This window comes from Arachnia rubra, assembly GCF_019973735.1.
In the GTDB taxonomy this organism is placed as follows: domain Bacteria; phylum Actinomycetota; class Actinomycetes; order Propionibacteriales; family Propionibacteriaceae; genus Arachnia; species Arachnia rubra.
In genome coordinates, this window is sequence record NZ_AP024463.1 from 1,815,915 (window position 1) to 1,837,044 (window position 21,130).

Consider the following 21,130-nt stretch of genomic DNA (forward strand, 5'->3'; position numbering starts at 1 on the left):
TCTTACCTCATTCGTTTCCAGCTGACTCGGCGAGCGCTGAGGCACCACCGACGATTTCAGAGATTTCCTGGGTGATCTCGGCCTGGCGGGCCTGGTTGGCCTCTCGGGTCAGGCGTTCGATCAGTTGCTGCGCATTGTCCGTGGCCGATTTCATGGCCCGCTGCCTACTGGCCAGCTCCGATGCACTCGAGTTGAGCAGCAGCGAATAGATCCTGTTGGTGACATACATCGGAAGCACCTGATCCAATACCGCAGCAGGGCTTGGCTCGAAGGCATAGTGAGGCAGCACATTGTCGCTGTTGCCTGTCGGCTCATCGGATTCCTCCACCACTAGAGGAAGCAGCCTGAGGGTCATGGCCTCCTGAGTCAGCATCGTCAGGAACCGGGTCCCGACGACATGCAGCTGGTCGACTCCCCCCTCCTCGTATGGGCGCAGGAACCTTTCCATCAACACGTCCGCGATCTGCTTGGCATGGGAATACTGGGGTGAGATGGAGAAACCCGTCCAGCTCTCCGCCACATCAAGGTTCCGGAAATCGCAGTAGGAGACTCCCTTGTTCCCGGTCACATAGAGCAGGCATTCCTGCCCCTCACCCCGCATCCGCGCCATGAGCTGCTCCGCGAGCCGGGTCACGTTGACCGAGTAGGCTCCAGCCAGTCCCCGGTCGCCAGTGATGATGAGCACCGCAGAACGCCGGGGCGGCTCCACGTCACGTAAAAACGGGTGCTCCAACACATGGGAGTAGTTCGCCAGGGCGGACACCGCGTGTACCAACGAGTCCGAGTAGGGCAGAGAGGACCGCACCGCCTGTTGAGCTTTGACGATACGCGAAGCCGCAATCAGCTCCATCGCCCGGGTGATCTTCTTGGTGGTGGCGACAGAGTTCCTTCGCTGCCTCAGTTCCCGCAGGCTGCTGGCCATCGGGCATCAACCCCGCTTCTTGCGGACGATCGTCTCCTGGGTGATCGCGTCATCCGGCATCGGAGCATGTTCCTCGCTTCCCGGCAGCAGGTTCCCCTCCGAGGTCCGGAACAGCTGCTTGAATTCGGCAAGCGACTTCTCAGTGGCTTCTTTCAGGTCATCCCCGAAAAGCCTGGTCTCTGCAATCGTCTGGAGCACCTGGGTGTTGTGCCTCAGGTGTTCGAGGAACTCCTGCTCGAAACGCAGCACATCGTCGACAGGAACGTCATCGAAGTGTCCCTGAACACCAGCCCACACCGAGATGACCTGGTCCTCAACCCGGTAGGGGGCATACTGTCCCTGCCGCAGGAGCTCGACCAGCCGGGCGCCACGATCCAGTTGCTGTCGCGAGGCCGCATCCAGATCCGAGGCGAACATCGCGAATGCCTGCATGTCGCGGTACTGGGCAAGATTGATCTTCAAGGATCCCGCAACAGACTTCATCGCCTTGATCTGTGCAGCACCACCCACCCGGGAAACCGATATGCCGACGTCGATTGCCGGGCGCTGATTCGCATTGAACAGGTCTGACTGCAGGAAAATCTGGCCATCGGTGATGGAGATCACGTTCGTCGGGATGTATGCCGACACATCATTGGCCTTGGTCTCGATGATGGGCAGGCCAGTCATCGACCCCCCACCCAAGCGGTCCGACAGCTTAGCGCAGCGTTCCAGGAGCCGTGAGTGCAGGTAGAAAACATCGCCCGGATACGCCTCCCGACCCGGGGGGCGGCGCAGCAGCAGTGACATAGCCCGGTAGGCCTCGGCCTGTTTGGTCAGGTCATCGAAGATGATCAAGACGTGTTTACCCTGGTACATCCAGTGCTGGCCGATAGCTGAGCCAGAATACGGGGCGATGTATTTGTAGCCTGCGGGGTCGGAGGCGGGGGCATGCACGATGGTGGTGTACTCCAGCGCCCCGGCCTTCTCAAGGGTGCTGCGCACCTCTGCGACGGTGGATCCCTTCTGCCCGATCGCCACATAGATGCAACGAACCTGCTGCGTGGAGTCTCCGGTCTCCCAGTTGGCTTTCTGGTTGATGATCGTGTCGATCGCGATGGCGGTCTTTCCGGTTTTGCGGTCACCGATGATCAACTGGCGCTGTCCCCGGCCGATCGGAGTCATCGCGTCGATGGCCTTGATGCCTGTCTGCAGCGGCTCACGGACCTCCTGGCGGTCCATGACACCCGCAGCCTGCAGTTCCAGAGCCCGGCGGCCCTCGATGCCGGCGATTTCACCAAGCCCATCGACGGGATTGCCCATGGCATCGACAACGCGCCCAAGGTAGCCGTCGCCGACAGGCACGGAGAGCACCTCACCTGTTCCATGCACGGCAGAACCCTCATCGATGCCTTCGGAGTCTCCCAGCACAACAGCGCCAATCTCGCGCTCGTCGAGGTTGAGGGCAATGCCCATGGTGCCGTTCTCAAAGCGCAGCAACTCATTCGACATCGCCGAGGGTAGCCCCTCGACACGCGCAATGCCGTCGCCTGAAGTCACGACAACGCCGACCTCTGTCATGCTGGCAGCGGCCGGCTGATATGACGAGACGAACTCGTCCAGCGCACTGCGGATCTCGTCGGGACTGATGGTGAGTTCAGCCATTGCGTCCTACTTTCGCTTATCGCTTGTTGTCAGTTCAAGAGCCTGCGGGCCTCATCGAGCCGCCCGGCCACAGTTGATTCGAATATGTGCTCTCCGAGAGTGATGCTCATGCCGCCAAGCACTTTTTCATCCACCTCAATCTGCAGGGAAACAGGCCCACCCACCCGGGCCTCAAGGGCCCTGCGGAGCCGTTCCTCGCGGGCTTCATCCAGCGGCCGGGCGACGGTGACCTGGGCTATCCGCTCCCCTGCGAGGGCAGCGGCCAACACCAGGTAACTGGCGAGGGTCAGGGAAACCGTCCGGGCCCGGGCTGCAGCAGCACGCAGGGCCAGGCGTTGCGTGAGCGCAGCCGCCTTGCCCGCCAGCAGTCGGGAAATCAATGCCTTCCGCGCGTCGAGGCTCCTGACCGGGTCACGCAAGGCGTCGGACAGCTCCGGTGAGCTCTCAATAACCTGGGCGAACCGGTATAGCTCCTCCTGGATGCGTTTCAATTCCCCGCGGTCGATGGCGGTACGCAGCAGCCCCCGCAGACCCTGGCGCTCGATGGCATCGACCATGGCCCGGCCGCTTGGCCAGGGAGTGCCCACGACTTCAAGGAGAACCGCAAGCGCGGCAGCCCCCAGCCTGTTGTCAAAAAGCCTCCGGGCCAGCACCTGTCTGTTCCCTGGGCTGGCAGACGGATCTGAGAGTGAGCGCCTCAGTGGGGGCTGACCATCGAGTAGGTCAACCACCGCGAACAGATCGTCGGCAGCAGCCTCATCTATCCGGGTGGCGTCGGCTACCGGATCGAAGGAAAGCAGAGCAGCCTCACGTGATTTCATAGAGTCCTGCCCGTCGCCTCGAATTCGGACAGGAAGCGATCGATGGTGCGATTGGCGCGTTCATCATCTGCGAGCGCCTCACCGACGATCTTACCCGCGAGTGTCGTGGCCAGGCCTCCGATGTCTCCGCGCAGCTCGGCCAGAAGCTGGGCTCGCTCGGCCTCAAGCTGTGCCCTGCCTGCTGCGAGGATGCGATCCGATTCTTTGGTGGCCTGTTCACGTGCTTCCGCCAAGATCTGCGCCCCGGTGTTCTTGGCATCCTCGCGGATCCGGGCTGCCTCCTCACGGGCGGAACTGAGCTGGTCGTTGTACTCGGCCAGGGCTTCCTCCGCCTTGGCCTCAGCCTGCTCAGCACGCCGAATCCCGCCCTCAATACGCTGGTACCGCTCCTCGTACATCTTCTCAAAGGCCGGGACGACGGCCTTCCACATGACGAAAAACACCAGCAGCATCAAGATGATGCCGACGATGATCTCGGAAAGGTGATGGGGCAGAAGAGGTCCGAGATCTATCCCAGACTCAAGCAGCACCCCATTGACGGGGACCATGCTGATCCTCAGCGCAGGACGAAGGCGAGTGCGATGGCGATGATGGCGAGTGCCTCAACCACGGCGAAGCCGATGAAGGCGGTGCTCATCATGGCGCCCCGCGCCTCGGGCTGGCGTGCAGTCCCGTTGATGACTGCGGCGAAGATCCAGGCCACGCCTAGGGCCGGCGCGATGGTGGCGATCGCGTAACCGATCATGTTGAGCGAGCCGTTGATTTCCAAGAGGGTCTGCATGGTTTTCCTTTCGGATGGCTCCTCACCGGGATTGGTGCAGGAGTCGGACTTTTCGGATCAGTGGGCCTCTGAGATGGAGGTCGAGACGTACTGGGCGGTCAGGACCGTGAATATATAGGCCTGCAGTGCGCCGATGAACAATTCCAGGAAGAGGATCGCAAAACTGAAGATCACTGATACTGCGCCTGATATGTTATACACCAGATTATTCTGGAAGGTGAGCAGGAAAGATCCTCCCACAACGAAGACCAGCACCACGAGATGGCCTGCGAACATGTTGGCAAACAAGCGCAATGCCAGAGTCACGGGCCGGGTGACGAAAGTGGCCAGGAACTCCAGCGGGATGATGAGCCACAGCAGGTACCACGGCACACCCTCTGGGATGAGGGCGCGTTTGAGGAAACCAGCACCGAACTTGTGGAACCCTGCGCCAACGTAGACGCACCACGAGAGAATGGCGAGGCCGTAGGGGAACCCGACGTTGCTGAAGGTCGGGAGCATGAAAACGAAGAACTCGCCAAACCAGTTGTTGATCAAGAGGAACGAGAACAGGCCGAGTAGGTAGGGCAGGAAGCGCCGGTAGTCCTGGTGGAGGATGTCACGGGCGATTCCGTTGCGGACGAATTCGTAGATGTATTCGGCGAAAAACTGGCGCCTGGAGGGCTGCACCTTGAGACGACGCGAGGCAAACCACCACAACAGGACCACCAGCAGAGCAGCTATGACAGCCTGCCAGAAAGGCTTGTTCATCCAGGTGGGGGTGCCGGGGATGATGGGAGTGTCGAAAATGAAATCGTTGACACTCGGCGGGGTGTAGCCACCTTCGCCGCCACTCTCCAGCGGAAGAAGCCAGGGATTCACGTTCCGCTCCCGTATCGTTTGATGATCAGGTACGTGCTAGTCACCAAGCCCAGGACCAAGCCCAGTGGCAGCAACCAGGATGTCTTCCAGATTTGATCTCCCAGCCATCCTAAACCTCCGTAGAAGAGCAGGCCTGCCAGGATGTAACTGAGCACGGCCATCCCGTCCTCGGTGCCTCCTCGCTGCGAGGGCTCCTCATCGGGTTTTGGTCTGATGCCCATGTCGAGAGCGAGCCTATCGGAAAAGTCACTGGGCTTCATCATCGCAAACGCTAGTTCCGGCCCTGGTCATGGGCATCATAGATGGGCACTCGCTGCCTCGCGGCCACGACCACGACGCCAGTGGTCCAGGCAAGCACCGTGGCGACAACTGAACCAGCAAGCCAGTCCCTGTCGATTGCCGGGCCAAGTTGTGGATGAGCCATCGCAAGCCAGAACCCAGCCCCGATCCCCACCACCCGGACTGCATAGCTGGCGAGCACCACTCCCAGCCCCTGGACAGGCTCCAGTTCACATGCAACGACCTCAACCGCCTGTCCCACGGAGAAGAAGATGACCACAGCTGCAAACCCCAGGGCGGCCCCGATGAGCGCCTCACGCAAACCCACAGCGATGGCGGTTCCGCACACGGCGAACCCCGCGGCGTGACCCGCTACGAGACCACCCAGCATCATCTGTTTCGCCCGTCGGGTGGCTCCCGTCACCCGACGCTCACCCACGTCCCACCGCCGAGGAGCGCCGCCGCACAGGCACAATCGTGGCCAACAGCAGAAGCAGCACGAAAACGCCCAGAGTCCACCACGTGGCGGGGTGGTTCAGAAGGACAACACAGACCAGTCCACCTGCGATCACACCACCCCAGGCGCACATGATGAAAACAACGCCCCGCTGTGAGTGGCCACGAGCCACTAGTCTGTGATGAAGGTGCTGCTTGTCTGCCTTGAAAGGATGCTGGCCGCGGGCGGTCCGGCGGATCCACGCCAGGGTCAAGTCACTCAGCGGCAGTGCCATGGTCGCGAACGGCAACAGGATCGGCAGCAATGCCGGCAGCACGTCGTCATGATCTCGACTGAGGGCACTCGGGTCCACCTGCCCGGTGAAGGAGATGACGCTCATCGCCATCAGCAACCCCAGCAGCATGGAGCCCGCGTCTCCCATGAACATGTGGGCCGGCTGGAAGTTATGCCCCAGAAACCCCAGGCAGATCCCGAGGGTGGCGACCGTGAGAAGGCTCGCGGTGGTGGCGCGGGCGAGATCCTGTTCGTAGGCGAGTACATACGAGTACGCAAAGAAGGCACCCGCCCCGACCGCTACCAGCCCGGCAGCCAGTCCGTCCAGTCCATCAACGAAGTTGACGGCATTCGCGCAGAGCGCAATGAAGATCACAGTGATCAGGATGCTGCTGGCATCATCGAGGGCAACCACAGCATTCGGTAAGGGGATCCAGTAGATGCGGACCCCGCCGAGCACAGCAGCGCCGGCGGCAAGCACCTGCCCCCCGAATTTCACGATCGGGCTCAGCTCGAACATATCGTCGACCAGCCCGACTACGCAGATCAGGCTGCTGGCCAGAAGCACTGCCATGGCATCGTGGCCGACTGTTGCGAAACGGGACAGAAAAGGCATGTTGATGGCGAGTACCAGGCACACGGCCAGCCCGCCCAGCATCGCAAGCCCCCCGAAATAGGGTTTGGGGCTGGTGTGCACGTCTCGGTCCCGGACCCTCGCCACCGCATTCCAGCGCAATGCCAGCTGACGACACACCGCGGCCAGTAGATAGGTGGCCGCGGCGGCGACGAGCAGCACCAGTAGGTATTCGCGCATCAGTCAGCAGCCTGCAGTCCCGGCACCACCTCGCGGAGCGCATCGATACCGATGGCTCCCTGACGCAGAACACGTCCGTGTTCCTCACCGGTGAAATCAACGATGGTGGAGGCCTCACCACCTGGCGCATCCCCGCCATCCAGATAGACCGCCACCGCATCACCCAGCATGCGCTGGGCCTCTTCGGCAGTGGTTGCTGCTGATTGCCCGGAGAGGTTCGCGGAGCTAACGGCCATGGGGCCCGTGCGGCGCAGCAGAGCGCGGGCCTGGTCGTGACCGGGAACCCGCACCGCCACCGTGCCACGGGTATCCCCCAGCTCCAGGGGTAGGGACCGCTGGGCTGTCACGATGATGGTCAAGGCGCCAGGCCAGAACCGGGCCACCAGTTCCCTGGCGGGCTCCGGCACCGTGGCTGCCAAAGCCCTCAGCATCGAACTCTCCGCGATCAGCACCGGCGGTGGCATGTCACGTCCCCGCTGCTTCGCCGCCAGCAAACCCTTCACCGCCTCAGCATCGAACGCAGCGCACCCGATGCCATAGACAGTATCGGTGGGAAAGACGACACACCTTCCCGCCGCAACAGCCTCCCTCGCGGCCTCCAGGGAGCCGTCAGGATCAGCCTTGAGAGACAACGTCTTCGACCCGGTTTCGCTCACCCGCCAATCCTGCCACGTCTGGCGACAAGGTGCCGGGGCGCCCCGGCCAGGTCCCGTACCGTCCTGAGGCCGGTAAACCCCTCGGAAAACAGTGCCCTCACATCTTGCACCTGGGATTCGTCGTGCTCGACGGCAAGCAGTCCCCCAGGAACTAGGAGCCTGAGCGCCACGGCATGCACCACCCGGACGACGTCAAGCCCGTCCTCTCCACCAAACACAGCCTCCTCAGGATCATGAGTCACCTCGACCGGGAGCTGGCCGCGTCTGGAGCCTGGCACATAGGGCGGATTGGCCACCACCACGTCCACACGGGCATCAAGATCGTGAAAGGCTTCAGCCATGTCCTCCCGTCGGCAGTCGACCTGTAGTCTTTCGAGGTTCTGCAACAACCAGGGCCAGGCCTGGGGAGACCGCTCTACCGCATGCAAGACCAGACCTCCCCGTTCCTGCGCGAGACTACGGGTGATGGCCCCGGATCCCGCACACAGTTCCACAACCTGCCGACCTCCAGGCGGTAGGTCAGCTAGGTAGGTGAGTACCTCATCCACCAGCAGTTCGGTCTCAGGGCGTGGAATGAAAACCCCAGGCCCCACTGATATGACCTCGTAGCGGAACGGAGCCTGGCCGGTGATGTACTGGACCGGTTCCCCGGCAGCCCGCCTTTCCGCCAGCTCCGCTACCAACGCGCATTCTCTCCGCGAGACATCACGCAGAATCAGTTCCGCCGCATCACAGCCCAGGACATGGCACACTAGCCATCGGGCATCCGACGCGGGACTGGCCACGCCCGCGCCAGCAAGCCGCTCAGCAGTTTCCAGGACCAGATCCCAGGCTCTCATCGGTCCGTGCCGGATAGGCGTTCAGCTAGGTCGGCCTCAGCCAGTGCGTCGAGCACGGGTCCCAGCGCCCCAGCCAGCACCACATCAAGATTGTGGGACTTGAAGCCGATCCTGTGATCAGCGAACCGGTTCTCTGGGAAGTTGTAGGTACGGACCCGCTCAGAACGATCCACTGTGCGCACCTGCGACCTGCGGGCGGCAGAAGCCGCCTCAGCCTCCTCTGCTTCACGAATGGCAGCGAGCCTGGCGCGGAGGAGGCGCATGGCCTGTTCACGATTCTGCAACTGAGAACGCTCGTTCTGGCAGCTCACCACCACACCCGTGGGGAGGTGGGTGATCCGCACCGCGGAGTCTGTGGTGTTGACGCCCTGACCACCCGGCCCGGAGGAACGGAAAACATCGATCCGGAGATCAGATTCATTGATCTCCAGTTCCTCTGCCTCGACATCCGGCGAGACCAGCACACCGGCCGCGGAGGTATGGATGCGTCCTTGGGTCTCTGTGACGGGAACGCGCTGTACACGGTGCACGCCACCCTCGAATTTGAGCCGGCCATAGGGGCCGACACCATCGATGCTGCTTCCCTTGACAGCGACGGTAACGGATTTGAATCCCCCCAGATCTGTGACCTGCGAGTCCATCACTTCAAGATGCCAGCCGGCCTGCTCAGCATATCGCTGGTACATGCGCAGCAGGTCGCCGGCAAACAGCGCAGACTCCTCGCCGCCCTCACCGGACTTGATCTCGAGGATCGCATCGGCATCGTCGTTTGGGTCCCTCGGCGCCAGCAACCGGGTGAGCCGGACCGTGATTTGCTCAACACTCGCCCCAAGAGCATCCGCCTCGTCTGCAAAAGACGGGTCTTGGTCCGCGAGCTCGAGGGCAGTCTCATGATCCGCTACCAGTTGCCGGTAGCTGCTCAAAGCCTCGACTATTGGATGCAGAGCCGCATAACGACGGCCGGCCCGGCGCATCAGCACCGGGTCAGCGTGCGTCGCGGGGTCAGCCAGCTGTTCCTCGAGCCGATCATGTTCGGCGATGAGGGGGTCCGCGCTCTCAAACAATTCTGCTGTCTCCTTGGGAACCGCCAATAGTCCCGGCCCCGCCAGCTTAGTTCAGTGAAACCGCGATCTCACTTCTTCTTGTTCTTCGCGTACATGCGTTCGAAGCGGGCGACACGACCACCGGTGTCGAGGATCTTCTGCTTTCCGGTGTAGAAGGGATGGCACTCGGAACACACGTCGGCATTCAGTGTGCCCTTCTTCGAGGTACTGCGAGTGGTGAACGTGTTGCCGCAAGTGCAGTGAACCTGCGTCTCGACGTATTCGGGGTGGATACCCTGCTTCATGGTCTTCTCCTAGGTGTGTTGTTCCCCGGGTCGCCGCGCCGTGGGGCGGGCGTGAACCGGCACAGCGTGCAATTGTGCCAGCGGATGCTGCCGATTCAAAACGGACGCGGCAGCACCGGAGCGGGACGGCCTCAGCCCTCCTGGGCCGGGGTGGTCTTCAGGACACTCAGCAGGAATTCGTGGTTGTTCTGTGTCTTGCGCATCCTAGCCAGCAGTGTCTCCAGGGCCGCTTGGTCGTCGAGACCTGATAGGGCGCGGCGCAGTTTCCAGATGATGTTCAGCTCATCACGGCCAAGGAGCAGGTCCTCGCGGCGGGTTCCGGATGCGTCCACATCGATCGCGGGGAAAATCCGCTTGTCAGCCAGCTGCCTGGCGAGCCGGAGCTCCATGTTGCCCGTCCCCTTGAACTCTTCGAAGATGACCTCGTCCATCCGGGAGCCAGTCTCGATGAGCGCGGTCGCCAGGATCGTCAGAGAGCCACCGTTCTCGATGTTCCGGGCGGCGCCGAAGAATTTCTTCGGCGGATACAGCGCCGCAGAGTCGACACCTCCCGAGAGGATGCGCCCGGAAGCGGGAGCTGCTAGGTTGTAGGCCCGCCCGAGACGTGTGATGCCGTCGAGCAGCACCACCACATCATGACCGAGCTCGACGAGACGCTTGGCCCGTTCGATAGCGAGCTCCGCAACCACCGTGTGGTCCTCTGCGGGTCGATCGAAGGTGGATGCGATGACCTCGCCAGAGACAGTGCGCTGGAAGTCGGTGACCTCTTCCGGACGCTCGTCGACGAGAACCACCATTAGGTGAACCTCGGGATTGTTCGCGGCGATCGCGTTCGCGATGGTCTGCATCACCATCGTCTTGCCCGCCTTGGGCGGGGACACAATCAAACCACGCTGTCCCTTGCCGATGGGAGCCACCAGGTCGATGATACGGCCGGTCAGCTGAGTGTTGACAGTCTCCAGGCGGAGCTTCTCCTGCGGGTACAAAGGGGTCAGCTTCGCGAAGTCCGGGCGCTGCTTGGCCTTGTCGGGCTCATCCCCATTGATGGAGTCGATGCGCACCAGGGGATTGTATTTCTCCTTACGCTCCCCCTCCCGCGGGGTCCTGATGGCGCCTGCAATCACATCGCCGCGGCGCAAACCGAAACGACGTACCATCGCCAGCGGCAGGTAGGCATCATTCGGGCCGGGTAGGTACCCGGTGGTGCGCACGAACGCATAGTTGTCGAGGATGTCGACGATCCCAGAGACTGCCGCGAGTACATCGTCCTCAGAGATGGTGGGCTCGTTCTCGAAACGATCCATGCCACCGGAGCCGCGGCCGCGGCGGTTCTGGCGGTCACGGTTCCGGCGCCTCCGCCCGCGGCGGCCGCCCTCGTTCTCCTCCTCGAAACGTCCCGCTCCGGAATTGGTAGGGGCAAGCACCTGTGCTGTGGATGAGCCACCGGCCTGTCCCAGCGCAGCTGCCAGCCGTTCCCCCACTTCTTCGTTCGTGGCCTCCTGGGTGGCACGGTCGCGTTCCTTGTTGCGTTCGCGCCGGCGTCGGTTGCGGCTCATGCCTTCTCCCTCAGACCGCTGCTGCGTCTGGGGCGCCTCGGGCTCGGCCTCAGTTCTCGCGTTGTCCCTTACGTTGCCGCTGCCGGGGTTCTCAGGGGCCTCAACGGGAAGCTGGGGCTCGGATTCTGTCTTCTTGCGAGTACGGGCAGCACGGGTGGGGGCATCGGCCCTGGCAGAGACGTTTACTCCCCCGGAGATGGCGGCGATCAGGTCGCCCTTACGCATCACAGAGGTCCCCTTGATGCCCATCCCCGCTGCCATCTTTTTAAGCTCTGGGAGCCTCAGGTCTGCCAGGGAGTTTGAACCGGTTTCGGTCACGGATTGCCTTCCTTGCTCAGGAAACCGGCGGCGTCGGAAATTGCTCAGCCGGTGAAGTGTGTAGTCATGGTGCTCATCTCACGGTGGTAAAAGAATCCCCACCGGCGCCATTCAGATGACTGTAAAGAATAATAACACAAAACAGCCGCGTTCCTCCAACAGGCACCTTGGAAAAGCCCCAAGCCGTTCACACCGAAGTGGATTTGCGTCAGCCTCGATCCAGCTGGTCCAGCAGTTGGACACCTTTGCCGATCCCGAGATCACGACGGTGGAAGCCGTCATGCTCCACCGCGCCGGCCGCTTCCAGTTGTTCCGGAAGGCCTATTGCGAAAACCGTGGGGCCTGCCCCTGAGATGGTCGCCGGCACCCCTGAGGCCCGTAGCCGCTGCAGCAGCGCCCAGGAGCTGGGCATCAGCTCTGCCCTGTGGAATTGATGCAGGCGATCTCGTGTGGCGGCCAGCAAAAGATCGGGACGCTGTTCCAGAGCCAGCGGCAAAGAGGCCGCCGCGATTGCCTGCGCCACCGCGTCCTTTCGGGTGACCACATCCGGGAGCACCGCCCGGGCACCGGCGGTCCGCACCTCCAGATCCGGCACGAATGCCAGGCAGCGGAGCTCCCCTGCGGGCCGGAGCCTGATCAGTTCCACCTGCTCGCCATCAATCCACGCCAGGATCGCCCCGCCCCAGACAGCAGCACCGGCGTTGTCGGGATGCCCTTCGAGAAGACTGGAGATCTGGGTCAGCTCGGCCCGGTCGAGTTCCCTGCCGGGAAAGGCGATACCGTGAGCCAAGGCACAGCCCGCCACGATCGCGGCAGCGGAGGAACCCAGCCCACGTGAGTGCGGAATCGTGTTGTGGGCCCTAAGCACCAGCCCTCCTGGCGACGGAACATCCCACCGGCGCAGTGCATGCAGCAGCGACGCCAATACCAGGTGAGACTCGTCTCGCGGCACCTGATGGGCGCCCTGACCCGTTACCTCGACTCTGACACCGCCAGAGTCAGCCACCTCCAGATGCGCCTCGTCAAACCAGTCGACAGCCAGACCAGCACAGTCGAACCCAGGCCCCAGGTTGGCGGTTGTAGCTGGTACGCGGACGGTGAGTCTCACTTGCCCTCAATACGCATGTAGTCGATGGAGTCGCTGGTGAAGGGAGCCTCCCGCAGCGCCCCGATAACGCTTTGAAGATCCTGTTCCCGGGCATCGTGCGTCATGAGGTTCAGCACCGCAGTGAAGCCATCCGTGCGCCCGAGCCCTTCCAGGTAGGACTGCTGGCAGGTCTGGAGGGAGACCTGATGGGCTCCGAAGATGGTCGCGCACTTGGCCAGCACGCCTGGCTTGTCCTGCACCTGGAATCGGATGTAGTAGCGGCTGGTGGAGTCCCCTATGGGCGCCACGCCCCGCTTGGTGTAGCCAGTCCCGAGATGGCTCGCTGTGCCGCGAACCCGGTTCCGGGCCACGGTCACGACATCACCCATCACCGCGGAAGCAGTCGGGGCACCGCCTGCCCCCTGCCCGAGGAACATCAGCTGCCCAGCCTCGACCGACTCAACGAAGATGGCGTTGTAGGCGCCGGAGACGGACGCGAGCGGATGGGTTTTCGGAACCATCGCGGGATGAACCTTGACGATCACCCGGTCGTCCCCAGACAGCTTGGCCACGGCCAGCAGCTTGACGACGCATCCCATCTGGTCCGCGGCCGCGATATCGGCTTCAGTCACCGAGGAGATTCCCTCACAGAAGACCTCAGAGCTATGCACCTCGGTGTGGAAGGCCAGGCCCGCGAGGATGGCAGCCTTCGCCGCAGCGTCCTTGCCCTCTATGTCGGCTGTCGGATCCGCCTCCGCGAAGCCGAGTTCCTGGGCTTGGCGCAGAGCGACGTCGAAGCTCAGGTGTCCCGTCGTCATCTGGTCGAGGATGTAGTTCGTGGTGCCGTTGACGATGCCCATCACGGCACGGATCTCGTCTCCCACCAGCGATTCCCGAAGAGGCCGGATGATCGGGATTGCGCCCGCGACGGCAGCCTCGTAGTACAGATCGACACCATTTTTCTTCGCGGTCCTGCTGAGCTGTCCCAGGTCCTCAGCGAGCAGGGCCTTGTTCGCAGTGATCACGGACGCGCCCGCGTTCATGGCCTGCGTGAGCAGAGTCCGGGCGGGTTCGATACCACCGATGACCTCGATCACGAGATCCAGATCACCGCGCGAGACGAGACCGTGCACATCAGTGGTGAACAGCTCGGGATCGATCCCAGGGCGTTCGACGCCAAGCCTGCGCACGCCAATCCCCACGAGTTCCAGGGGCCGGCCGATGCGCTGCCGAAGTGGCTCTGCCTCCTGGGTCAGGATCCGAGCCACCTGGGAGCCCACAACCCCGGCGCCGAGCAGCGCCACCCTCAACGGCGAAGTCTCCTCAGCCATGCTCACTCCCCTACATCAAGTCGCATCAGGTCCTCCAGGGTTTCCCGCCTCAGCAGTGTCTGCACTTGTCCCTGGGATGCCGCCAGCAAAGGCGGTTTCGGCACCTGATTGTAGTTACTCGCCATGGATCGGCAATACGCGCCCGACCCCGGTACTGCGATCAGGTCCCCTGGTGCGATGTCGCGTGGCAGGAAAACATCGCGGATCAGGATATCCCCGCCCTCACAATGCTTACCCACCACCCGAGCCAGCACAGGATCGGCGTCGGAGGTGCGGTTGGCTAGAGCGCAGGAATATTCCGCCGCATATAGCGCAGGGCGAATGTTGTCGCTCATCCCCCCGTCAACCGAGACGTAGGTGCGGGAGCGCCCGTTCTCCAGCTCCACAGCCTTCACGGTCCCCACCTCGTAGAGCGCTACACCGGCCGGGCCACAGATCGCCCGCCCAGGTTCGATGCTGAGTTCAGGACGCCTCAGCCCGAAGGCCCGGCACTCATGATCGAGGATCTCATCGAAAGCACGTGCAAGCTCGGCGGTGGGCATCGGGGAGTCCGCCTCCGTGTAGGCGATACCGAAGCCGCCCCCAAGATCAAGCTCGGCGAGTTCCACTCCCGTCGCGACACGGAACTGTTCCGCCAGCCGCAACGTGCGACGGATCGCCACCTCGAAACCATGGGTCTCGAAGATCTGCGACCCGATGTGACTGTGGATTCCCCGGAGCTGTATCGACGAAGACGACTGGCAGCGCACGAGGGCCGCCAGGGCATGACCGCCCAGGATGGAAAGGCCGAATTTCTGGTCCTCGTGCGCGGTAGCGATGTACTCGTGGGTATGGGCCTCCACACCAGTGGTAACCCGCACCAGAACCTGGGCCGTTGCCCCAAGCTCCTGGCAGGCTGCCTCAATGCGATCGATCTCGTGAAATGAGTCGACGATGATGCGGCCCACCCCCTGCTCCAGTGCGAAACGGATCTCCTCAAGGGATTTGTTGTTCCCGTGGAAGCCGAGCCGCGCGGCTGGCATTCCCCCTGCAAGTGCGATCCGCATCTCCCCCATCGTGGTCACGTCGAGGCAGAGTCCCTCTTCCATCACCCACCGTGCCACTGTCCGGCTCAGCAATGCCTTGCCCGCGTAGTAGACACGCCAGTCGGCGAAACTGTCACGGAAAGCGCGGGCACGAGCCCGGAAATCCTGCTCATCGATCAGGTAGGCGGGCGTGCCGTGACTGGCGGCGACCTGCGACAATGCGACGCCCCCGATCACAATGCGTCCCTGTGCATCACGCTCGGTCCCTGCGGGCCATAGTTCTGACCGCAGCTGGTTGAGGTCCTCAGGAAGCGTCAGCCACTGCGGCCCCGCCTTGGCGACGTCGGCGTGGATCGAGCCAGCGATGTGAGCGTGAGTCATGGAGTCAAAGCTTGCCAGAAGGGACGTGCTGGTGCCGTTGAAACTCCGGTGCGCCGCGCGAAACAGCGGCCGGCTGCGTCAGCTGGTGTCTCAGCCATTCTCCAAGTTGCCGGGACACTTCGGGTTCGTGCTAGCCTTTCCGTCGTTGATGCCCCCGTAGCTCAGGGGATAGAGCACCGCCCTCCGGAGGCGGGTGCCGAGGTTCGAATCCTCGCGGGGGCGCTTCAGAGCCGGACCGGCCGGCGACCCTAGAGTCCCAGGGGGTCTGCGCTTGACCGCAACCATGCCTGCACCTGCTAGGCAGGGGTCCCGCATGAGGTGGGCCCTGGTCCTGACATCACTGTTCGCCGCCACCCGCGGCCTGAATGTCTGGTTGTGGCAGATCCCCCAAGTCTCCTTCGTACAAAACGACATCAGCTATTACGGCTTCTGGGTGTGGTGCCTGCTCGGCGATGGTAGCGGTAATCCCCAGTGCGCAGCGGCGCTCGCTGGCCCTGGGGTGATGACGGAATACCCACTGCCTGCAGTCTGGTTCCTACAGTTGCTCTACACGCTCGGGGGCGGCCCGCCCTGGACCCCACTGCTAGTGGGGATCATGGTTGTCGGGATCGTCCTCGCAGCGGTGCTGCTCTCCCGTGGGCATCGGCGACTGGCGTTCTATGGAGGCACCGCGCTCATCCTCCTCACCCTTGCCGTGTGGTTCGCCGCGGCGCTGCCCTACCGTTCCGGGGCCTTCAGCACATGGATGCCGGTCTTCGCTTTGTCGATGCTCCTGCTCGATGCGGTGGTCGCCGTCATGTTGTTTCGCCATGGCTCAGTGGGCGCCACGACGTTCTGGATCCTGTTCATCGGGGCCTGCGGCCCCATAGTGTGGTTCCGCTTCGACATGCTGACGGCAGCAGCCGTCGCTCTGGCCTGTTTATGGCTGAACCGGCACCCCACCATCTCGGGTTCCCTGATCGGACTCGGGGCCGCCATCAAACTCTGGCCGGCTCTGCTGATTACCCCCATTGCAGCTCCGTTGCGTCCCGGTGAGGGTCAGCGCCGCGTCACCGGTTTTGTGGCCGCAGGATTTGGTCTCGGACTCGCATCACTGTTACTCGGAGGCTGGGAACGTTCCATCTCGCCGGTAACCTGGCAGTCGAACCGCGGCCTCCAGATGGAGTCCGTCCCAGCAACGGCATTGATCTTCCTGCGTTCTTTCACCAAGGATCCCAGCTGGTCGATGAAACTCAGTGAGTACAACGCAATAGAGCTCTATGGGCCAGCTGTCGAAACCATGCTCAAGGTGTCGAGCATCCTGGTTGCCGGCTCGGTCCTGCTCACTGTGGTGCTCGCCTGGCGGCTGCTGCGCAACTTCCAGGCAGGTGACAAAAACCTGACGCAGGCAATCCTGCTGTCAGTGCTCGCTGTTGTGCTGGCCACCATCATCTCCAACAAGACACTGTCGACCCAGTACGTCCAGTGGCTCGCAGGACCCCTGGCGGCGTTGCTCGCGCTCAAGACCAGTCCCTGGCTACGACGTCCCCGCCGTGTACTGGCCATCGGGCTGATCATCGTCGCGATCCTGACCCAATACACCTATCCGTGGGGGACGTTGGGGATCATGGCGATTCCCAACGGCTCTGGTTTTGAGTCCTCCATCCTGATCGCACGAAATATTCTGCTGGTGTTCCTGACAGGACTCACAGCGGGCCTGGCATGGCGCGCCTCGTCTCGTCCTGTTCCCGGGCGCACTTGAAACCAGTGAAGTGCGCGACCCTACCCACAGAGTGGGGTTGAACATGCTGCTCAGATGTCGCTGGATGAGATAACACCCAAAAACACCCCCGTGTTGCAGGTGCGGCACTGGGAGCCGGGATGGCGCATGGGTATTTGCCGAGTCGGCTGATTCCCATTGGCGGGTCTGCAAGTTCGCTAAGCTGATCACTGGGCGAGGAAGCCTGACGCCCAAGCAGTAGTCTCAAGTAAGGGGATCGTGGCAGCAGCCACTGGCAAAGATGTCGACACCTGACTCAAACGACGCGTTCGGAGCAAACTCCTGGCTGATCGAAGAGATGAGGGAGGCCTGGGAGAAAGATCCATCCTCAGTGGATGAGTCCTGGCGGATCTTTTTCGCGGGAGATACCTCGACCACCGGGAACACATCAACCAAACCAGCAGTCTCAGACTCCCCTCCATCGCAGGAGCACTCCCCCGCTGCAAAGGAACCCGCTGCCACCCGCCAGGAGGGGAACCAGCCAACGGTGGAGTCCGTCAAACCCACCAGCGAGTCACCCTCCACCCCTGGGACTGGCGCAGGCCTATCGGCCAATGCACCCAACCCCTCGCTGCGGCCTGAGCCCTCTGCGGTCGCCCCCCAGCTGACAGTCCTTCGCGGCGCCCCGATGCGCACCGCAAAGAACATGGATGCCTCACTGAGCGTCCCCACCGCCACATCAGTGCGTTCAGTTCCCATGAAGCTCGCGATCGACCAGCGAGCAGCGGTCAACGAATTCCTGAAGACATCCAAGGGCGGCAAGGTGAGCTTCACTCACCTGATCGCCTATGCGATGGTCCAGGCCTTGAAGGCTGTGCCGGCGATGAACAACTCCTATGACGTGATCAATGGCAAGCCCACACTCATCGAGAATCCCACAATCAACCTGGGAATCGCAATTGACCTGAAGAAGCCAGATGGGACCCGCCAGCTTATGGTCCCAAACATCAAAGGATGCGAGAGGCTTAATTTCGCGCAGTTCTGGGCTGACTATGAAAAGATCGTAACCAAGGCGCGAGCCGGCGAACTCACGGTTGCAGATTTCGCAGGCACCACCGCGAGCATCACCAATCCGGGGGGAATCGGAACCAACCATTCCGTGCCGAGGCTGATGAATGGCCAGGGGATGATCCTGGGGGTCGGGAGTATCAGCTACCCGGCCGAGTTCCAGGGCACCTCCCTCTTCAGGGTCGATGATCTGGGGATATCGAAGGTAACCACGCTGACCTCCACCTACGATCACCGCGTCATCCAGGGAGCCCAGTCCGGGGAATTCTTGAAGATCATCCACGAGTTGCTGCTCGGCGAGCAGCGTTTCTACGACGAGATCTTCGAGGCACTGCGCATTCCCTATGAGCCACTGCGCTGGAGTGTGGATGTCTCCGCTCACCGAGAGAACCAGGTGGCCAAGCAGGGAAGGGTGCTGGAGCTCATCAACTCTTATCGTTCGGTAGGGCACCTGGTGGCGGACACAGATCCCTTGGAATACCGTCAGCGCTCACACGAGGATCTGCGGCTGGAAACCCACGGCCTGTCGATCTGGGACCTGGACAGGGAGTTCGCAGTCGGCACCTTCGGTGGGCAGAAACGGGTCTACCGGACGCTGCGCGAAATACTCGCCATCCTCCAGGACTCCTACTGCCGGACCGTCGCTGTGGAGTACATGCACATCGCGGATCCCCGGCAACGTGAGTGGTTCCAGGACCGTATTGAGGTGCCACGCCAGCCTCTCACTCATGAAGAGCATATGCATGCGCTCGACAAGTTGAACGAGGCTGAGGTTTTCGAAACCTTCCTGCAGACCAAGTTCGTCGGACAGAAGCGTTTCTCCCTGGAAGGCGGCGAGTCCGTCATCGTGCTGCTGGATGAGATCTGCCAGCAGGCTGCGAATGAACAGCTCGACGAGGTCTGCATCGGGATGCCACACCGTGGCCGCCTGAACGTCCTGTCGAACATCATCGGCAAGGACTACGCACAGATCTTCCACGAGTTCGCTGGCACCATAGACGTCTCTGGCACTGGTGATGTCAAGTACCACTTGGGCTCGGAAGGCCAGTTCGTCGCTAGCAACGGGGCCACCATCAAGGCCTCTGTCGCGGCGAATCCGTCGCATCTGGAGGCTGTGAACCCGGTGTTGCAGGGCATCGCGCGTGCAAAGCAGGACGTCATCGGGAATGACGACTTCCCGGTCCTGCCCCTGCTACTGCACGGGGACGCCGCCTTCTGCGGGCAGGGAGTCATCTTCGAGACCCTGCAGATGAGCCAGCTGCGTGGATACAAAACCGGAGGCACGATTCACATCGTGGTCAACAACCAGGTTGGTTTCACGACATCGCCCATCGAGTCACGCACCTCCACCTATTGCACGGACGTCGCGAAGGCCATCGCCGCCCCCGTGCTGCACATCAACGGCGATGATCCCGACTCATGTGTCCGGGCTGCGCGTCTCGCCTTCGCCTACCGGCAGCGGTTCCACAAGGACGTCGTGATCGATCTGGTCTGCTACCGGCGTCGTGGCCACAATGAGGGCGACGACCCGAGTTTCACCCAGCCGAAGATGTACGACCTGATAGAGCAGAAACGGTCCGTCAGGCGCCTCTACACCGAAGCGCTGATCGGCCGTGGGGACATCTCCATGTCGGATGCCGAAGACGTCATGAACAAGTTCCGGGCCCGGCTGGAGACCGTGTTCAAAGAGGCACGTGATGCCAAGAACTCCGCAGCAGTCAACGAGGAGTACACTCGCGTCCCGTACTACCCGGCGAAACAAGATCAGCGACTCACACAGATCACCCCGGAGATGATGCGCCGGATCAGTGAAGTGCACACGGTCTTGCCAGAGGGCTTCACACCCCACCCGAAGGTGCTGCCCCAACTGGAACGCCGGGCCGAGCAGATCCTCAACGGACCGGTTGACTGGGCCACAGCCGAGCTGCTGGCCATCGGCTCCCTGCTGATGGAGGGACACCCTGTCAGGCTGGCAGGCCAGGATTCGCGGCGAGGTACCTTTTCCCAGCGCTTCGCAGCCATCGTCGACCGGGTCACGAATGAGGCATGGGTTCCCTTGAAGCATCTCAGCGACGACCAGGCAACCTTCGACGTCTATGACTCTTTGCTGAGCGAGTACGCGGCGCTGGGCTTCGAATACGGTTACTCCGTGGCCAGGCCCAACGCCCTGGTGATGTGGGAGGCACAGTTCGGGGATTTCGCCAACGGAGCACAGATCATCGCAGACGAATTCGTCGTCTCCGGACAGGCAAAGTGGGACCAGAAATCCGGTGTGGTGCTGCTGCTACCCCATGGCTTCGAGGGCCAGGGACCGGACCATAGCTCCGCTCGTATCGAACGCTGGCTGCAACTGTGCGCAGAGAACGCATTCGCGGTCAGCCAGCCATCCACAGCCGCCAGCTATTTCCATCTGCTGCGCCAGCATGCCTACGTGAATTACCACCGGCCTGTCGTGGTGGCGACCCCGAAGTCCATGCTGCGGAACAAGATGGCCGCATCCTCACCGGAGGAGTTCACCACGGGCACCTGGCATCCGGTCCTGGACGACCCCACCATCACGAACCCCGCTGAGGTCACCCGTCTTTTGTTCTGTTCCGGCAAGATCCGGTGGGAGCTCATATCAAACCGTGAGAAGTTCGGTCTCGACGGCAAGGTGGCTATCATCTCGCTGGAGCGTCTCTACCCGTTACCCGGAGCCGAGGTGGCCAAGATCCTGGAGCGGTACCGCCACGTCACTGATATCCGGTTTGTCCAGGATGAGCCCGCAAACCAAGGCCCGTGGCCGTTCATATCGGTGCATCTGCCGAACTCGGTGGCAAACCACACCGACCTCCCATTCCGGCTGCGCCGGGTGGCCCGGCCTTGGTCCTCAGCTCCTTCCGTCGGTTCGCTGAGAGTTCACCAGCAGCAGACTGAGGATCTGATGAACAGCGCATTTGGGGCATAAGCATGATTCTGGGCACAGACTGC

At 62.3% G+C, this 21,130-nt stretch carries 18 protein-coding genes and 1 tRNA gene; 3 read left to right on the plus strand and 16 right to left on the minus strand.

Annotated elements, in window-relative coordinates:
* Window positions 1–7: 7 nt before the first annotated feature.
* From SK1NUM_RS08290 to lysA, 16 genes are all read right to left on the minus strand, one after another.
* Window positions 8–922: a F0F1 ATP synthase subunit gamma gene (locus tag SK1NUM_RS08290; protein ID WP_212321077.1), complete on the minus strand. Its 915-nt coding sequence runs from the start codon at window positions 920–922 to the stop codon at window positions 8–10.
* Window positions 923–928: 6 nt separating this feature from the next.
* Window positions 929–2,566, minus strand: a complete 1,638-nt coding sequence (gene atpA, locus SK1NUM_RS08295; RefSeq protein WP_212321079.1) for a F0F1 ATP synthase subunit alpha — start codon at window positions 2,564–2,566, stop codon at window positions 929–931.
* Window positions 2,567–2,595: 29 nt separating this feature from the next.
* Window positions 2,596–3,387 carry a F0F1 ATP synthase subunit delta gene (locus SK1NUM_RS08300; RefSeq protein ID WP_212321081.1) on the minus strand — a complete coding sequence of 264 codons (792 nt, stop codon included), beginning with the start codon at window positions 3,385–3,387 and terminating at the stop codon, window positions 2,596–2,598.
* A complete protein-coding gene (locus tag SK1NUM_RS08305; protein WP_212321083.1) occupies window positions 3,384–3,935 on the minus strand; it encodes a F0F1 ATP synthase subunit B in 552 nt (183 codons plus the stop codon). The genes SK1NUM_RS08300 and SK1NUM_RS08305 overlap by 4 nt, the downstream gene beginning before the upstream one ends.
* 8 nt (window positions 3,936–3,943) lie before the next feature.
* Entirely contained in the window at window positions 3,944–4,168 is a 225-nt protein-coding gene (atpE, locus tag SK1NUM_RS08310) for an ATP synthase F0 subunit C (RefSeq protein WP_212321085.1), read from the minus strand.
* 57 nt (window positions 4,169–4,225) lie between these two features.
* Window positions 4,226–5,029, minus strand: a complete 804-nt coding sequence (gene atpB / locus SK1NUM_RS08315) for a F0F1 ATP synthase subunit A (protein WP_212321087.1) — start codon at window positions 5,027–5,029, stop codon at window positions 4,226–4,228.
* Window positions 5,030–5,300: 271 nt separating this feature from the next.
* A complete protein-coding gene (locus tag SK1NUM_RS08320; RefSeq protein WP_212321089.1) occupies window positions 5,301–5,747 on the minus strand; it encodes a hypothetical protein in 447 nt (148 codons plus the stop codon).
* Window positions 5,740–6,852, minus strand: a complete 1,113-nt coding sequence (locus SK1NUM_RS08325; protein ID WP_212321091.1) for an MraY family glycosyltransferase — start codon at window positions 6,850–6,852, stop codon at window positions 5,740–5,742. The genes SK1NUM_RS08320 and SK1NUM_RS08325 overlap by 8 nt, the downstream gene beginning before the upstream one ends.
* Window positions 6,852–7,508, minus strand: a complete 657-nt coding sequence (locus SK1NUM_RS08330; protein WP_212321093.1) for an L-threonylcarbamoyladenylate synthase — start codon at window positions 7,506–7,508, stop codon at window positions 6,852–6,854. The genes SK1NUM_RS08325 and SK1NUM_RS08330 overlap by 1 nt, the downstream gene beginning before the upstream one ends.
* Window positions 7,505–8,347: a peptide chain release factor N(5)-glutamine methyltransferase gene (prmC, locus tag SK1NUM_RS08335; protein WP_212321095.1), complete on the minus strand. Its 843-nt coding sequence runs from the start codon at window positions 8,345–8,347 to the stop codon at window positions 7,505–7,507. Before prmC ends, SK1NUM_RS08330 begins: the two co-directional genes overlap by 4 nt.
* A complete protein-coding gene (gene prfA / locus SK1NUM_RS08340) occupies window positions 8,344–9,411 on the minus strand; it encodes a peptide chain release factor 1 (protein ID WP_212321097.1) in 1,068 nt (355 codons plus the stop codon). Before prfA ends, prmC begins: the two co-directional genes overlap by 4 nt.
* 68 nt (window positions 9,412–9,479) lie before the next feature.
* Window positions 9,480–9,695, minus strand: coding sequence for a 50S ribosomal protein L31 (rpmE, locus tag SK1NUM_RS08345; RefSeq protein WP_212321099.1), 216 nt, complete (start codon window positions 9,693–9,695; stop codon window positions 9,480–9,482).
* A gap of 131 nt (window positions 9,696–9,826) precedes the next feature.
* Complete coding sequence (gene rho / locus SK1NUM_RS08350; protein ID WP_244980221.1) at window positions 9,827–11,512, minus strand: transcription termination factor Rho; 1,686 nt, start codon at window positions 11,510–11,512, stop codon at window positions 9,827–9,829.
* Between the two features lie 265 nt (window positions 11,513–11,777).
* Entirely contained in the window at window positions 11,778–12,677 is a 900-nt protein-coding gene (gene thrB, locus SK1NUM_RS08355; RefSeq protein WP_212321101.1) for a homoserine kinase, read from the minus strand.
* Entirely contained in the window at window positions 12,674–13,987 is a 1,314-nt protein-coding gene (locus SK1NUM_RS08360; RefSeq protein WP_212321102.1) for a homoserine dehydrogenase, read from the minus strand. The genes thrB and SK1NUM_RS08360 overlap by 4 nt, the downstream gene beginning before the upstream one ends.
* 2 nt (window positions 13,988–13,989) lie before the next feature.
* A complete protein-coding gene (gene lysA / locus SK1NUM_RS08365) occupies window positions 13,990–15,393 on the minus strand; it encodes a diaminopimelate decarboxylase (RefSeq protein WP_212321103.1) in 1,404 nt (467 codons plus the stop codon).
* Window positions 15,394–15,543: 150 nt separating this feature from the next.
* On the opposite strand from lysA, the gene SK1NUM_RS08370 reads away from it, so the two are divergent.
* From SK1NUM_RS08370 to SK1NUM_RS08380, 3 genes are all read left to right on the plus strand, one after another.
* A tRNA-Arg gene (locus SK1NUM_RS08370) sits at window positions 15,544–15,615 on the plus strand.
* Window positions 15,616–15,706: 91 nt separating this feature from the next.
* Window positions 15,707–17,134: a glycosyltransferase 87 family protein gene (locus SK1NUM_RS08375; RefSeq protein ID WP_212321104.1), complete on the plus strand. Its 1,428-nt coding sequence runs from the start codon at window positions 15,707–15,709 to the stop codon at window positions 17,132–17,134.
* A gap of 259 nt (window positions 17,135–17,393) precedes the next feature.
* Window positions 17,394–21,107: a multifunctional oxoglutarate decarboxylase/oxoglutarate dehydrogenase thiamine pyrophosphate-binding subunit/dihydrolipoyllysine-residue succinyltransferase subunit gene (locus tag SK1NUM_RS08380; RefSeq protein ID WP_212321105.1), complete on the plus strand. Its 3,714-nt coding sequence runs from the start codon at window positions 17,394–17,396 to the stop codon at window positions 21,105–21,107.
* The last annotated feature ends 23 nt before the right edge of the window (window positions 21,108–21,130 follow it).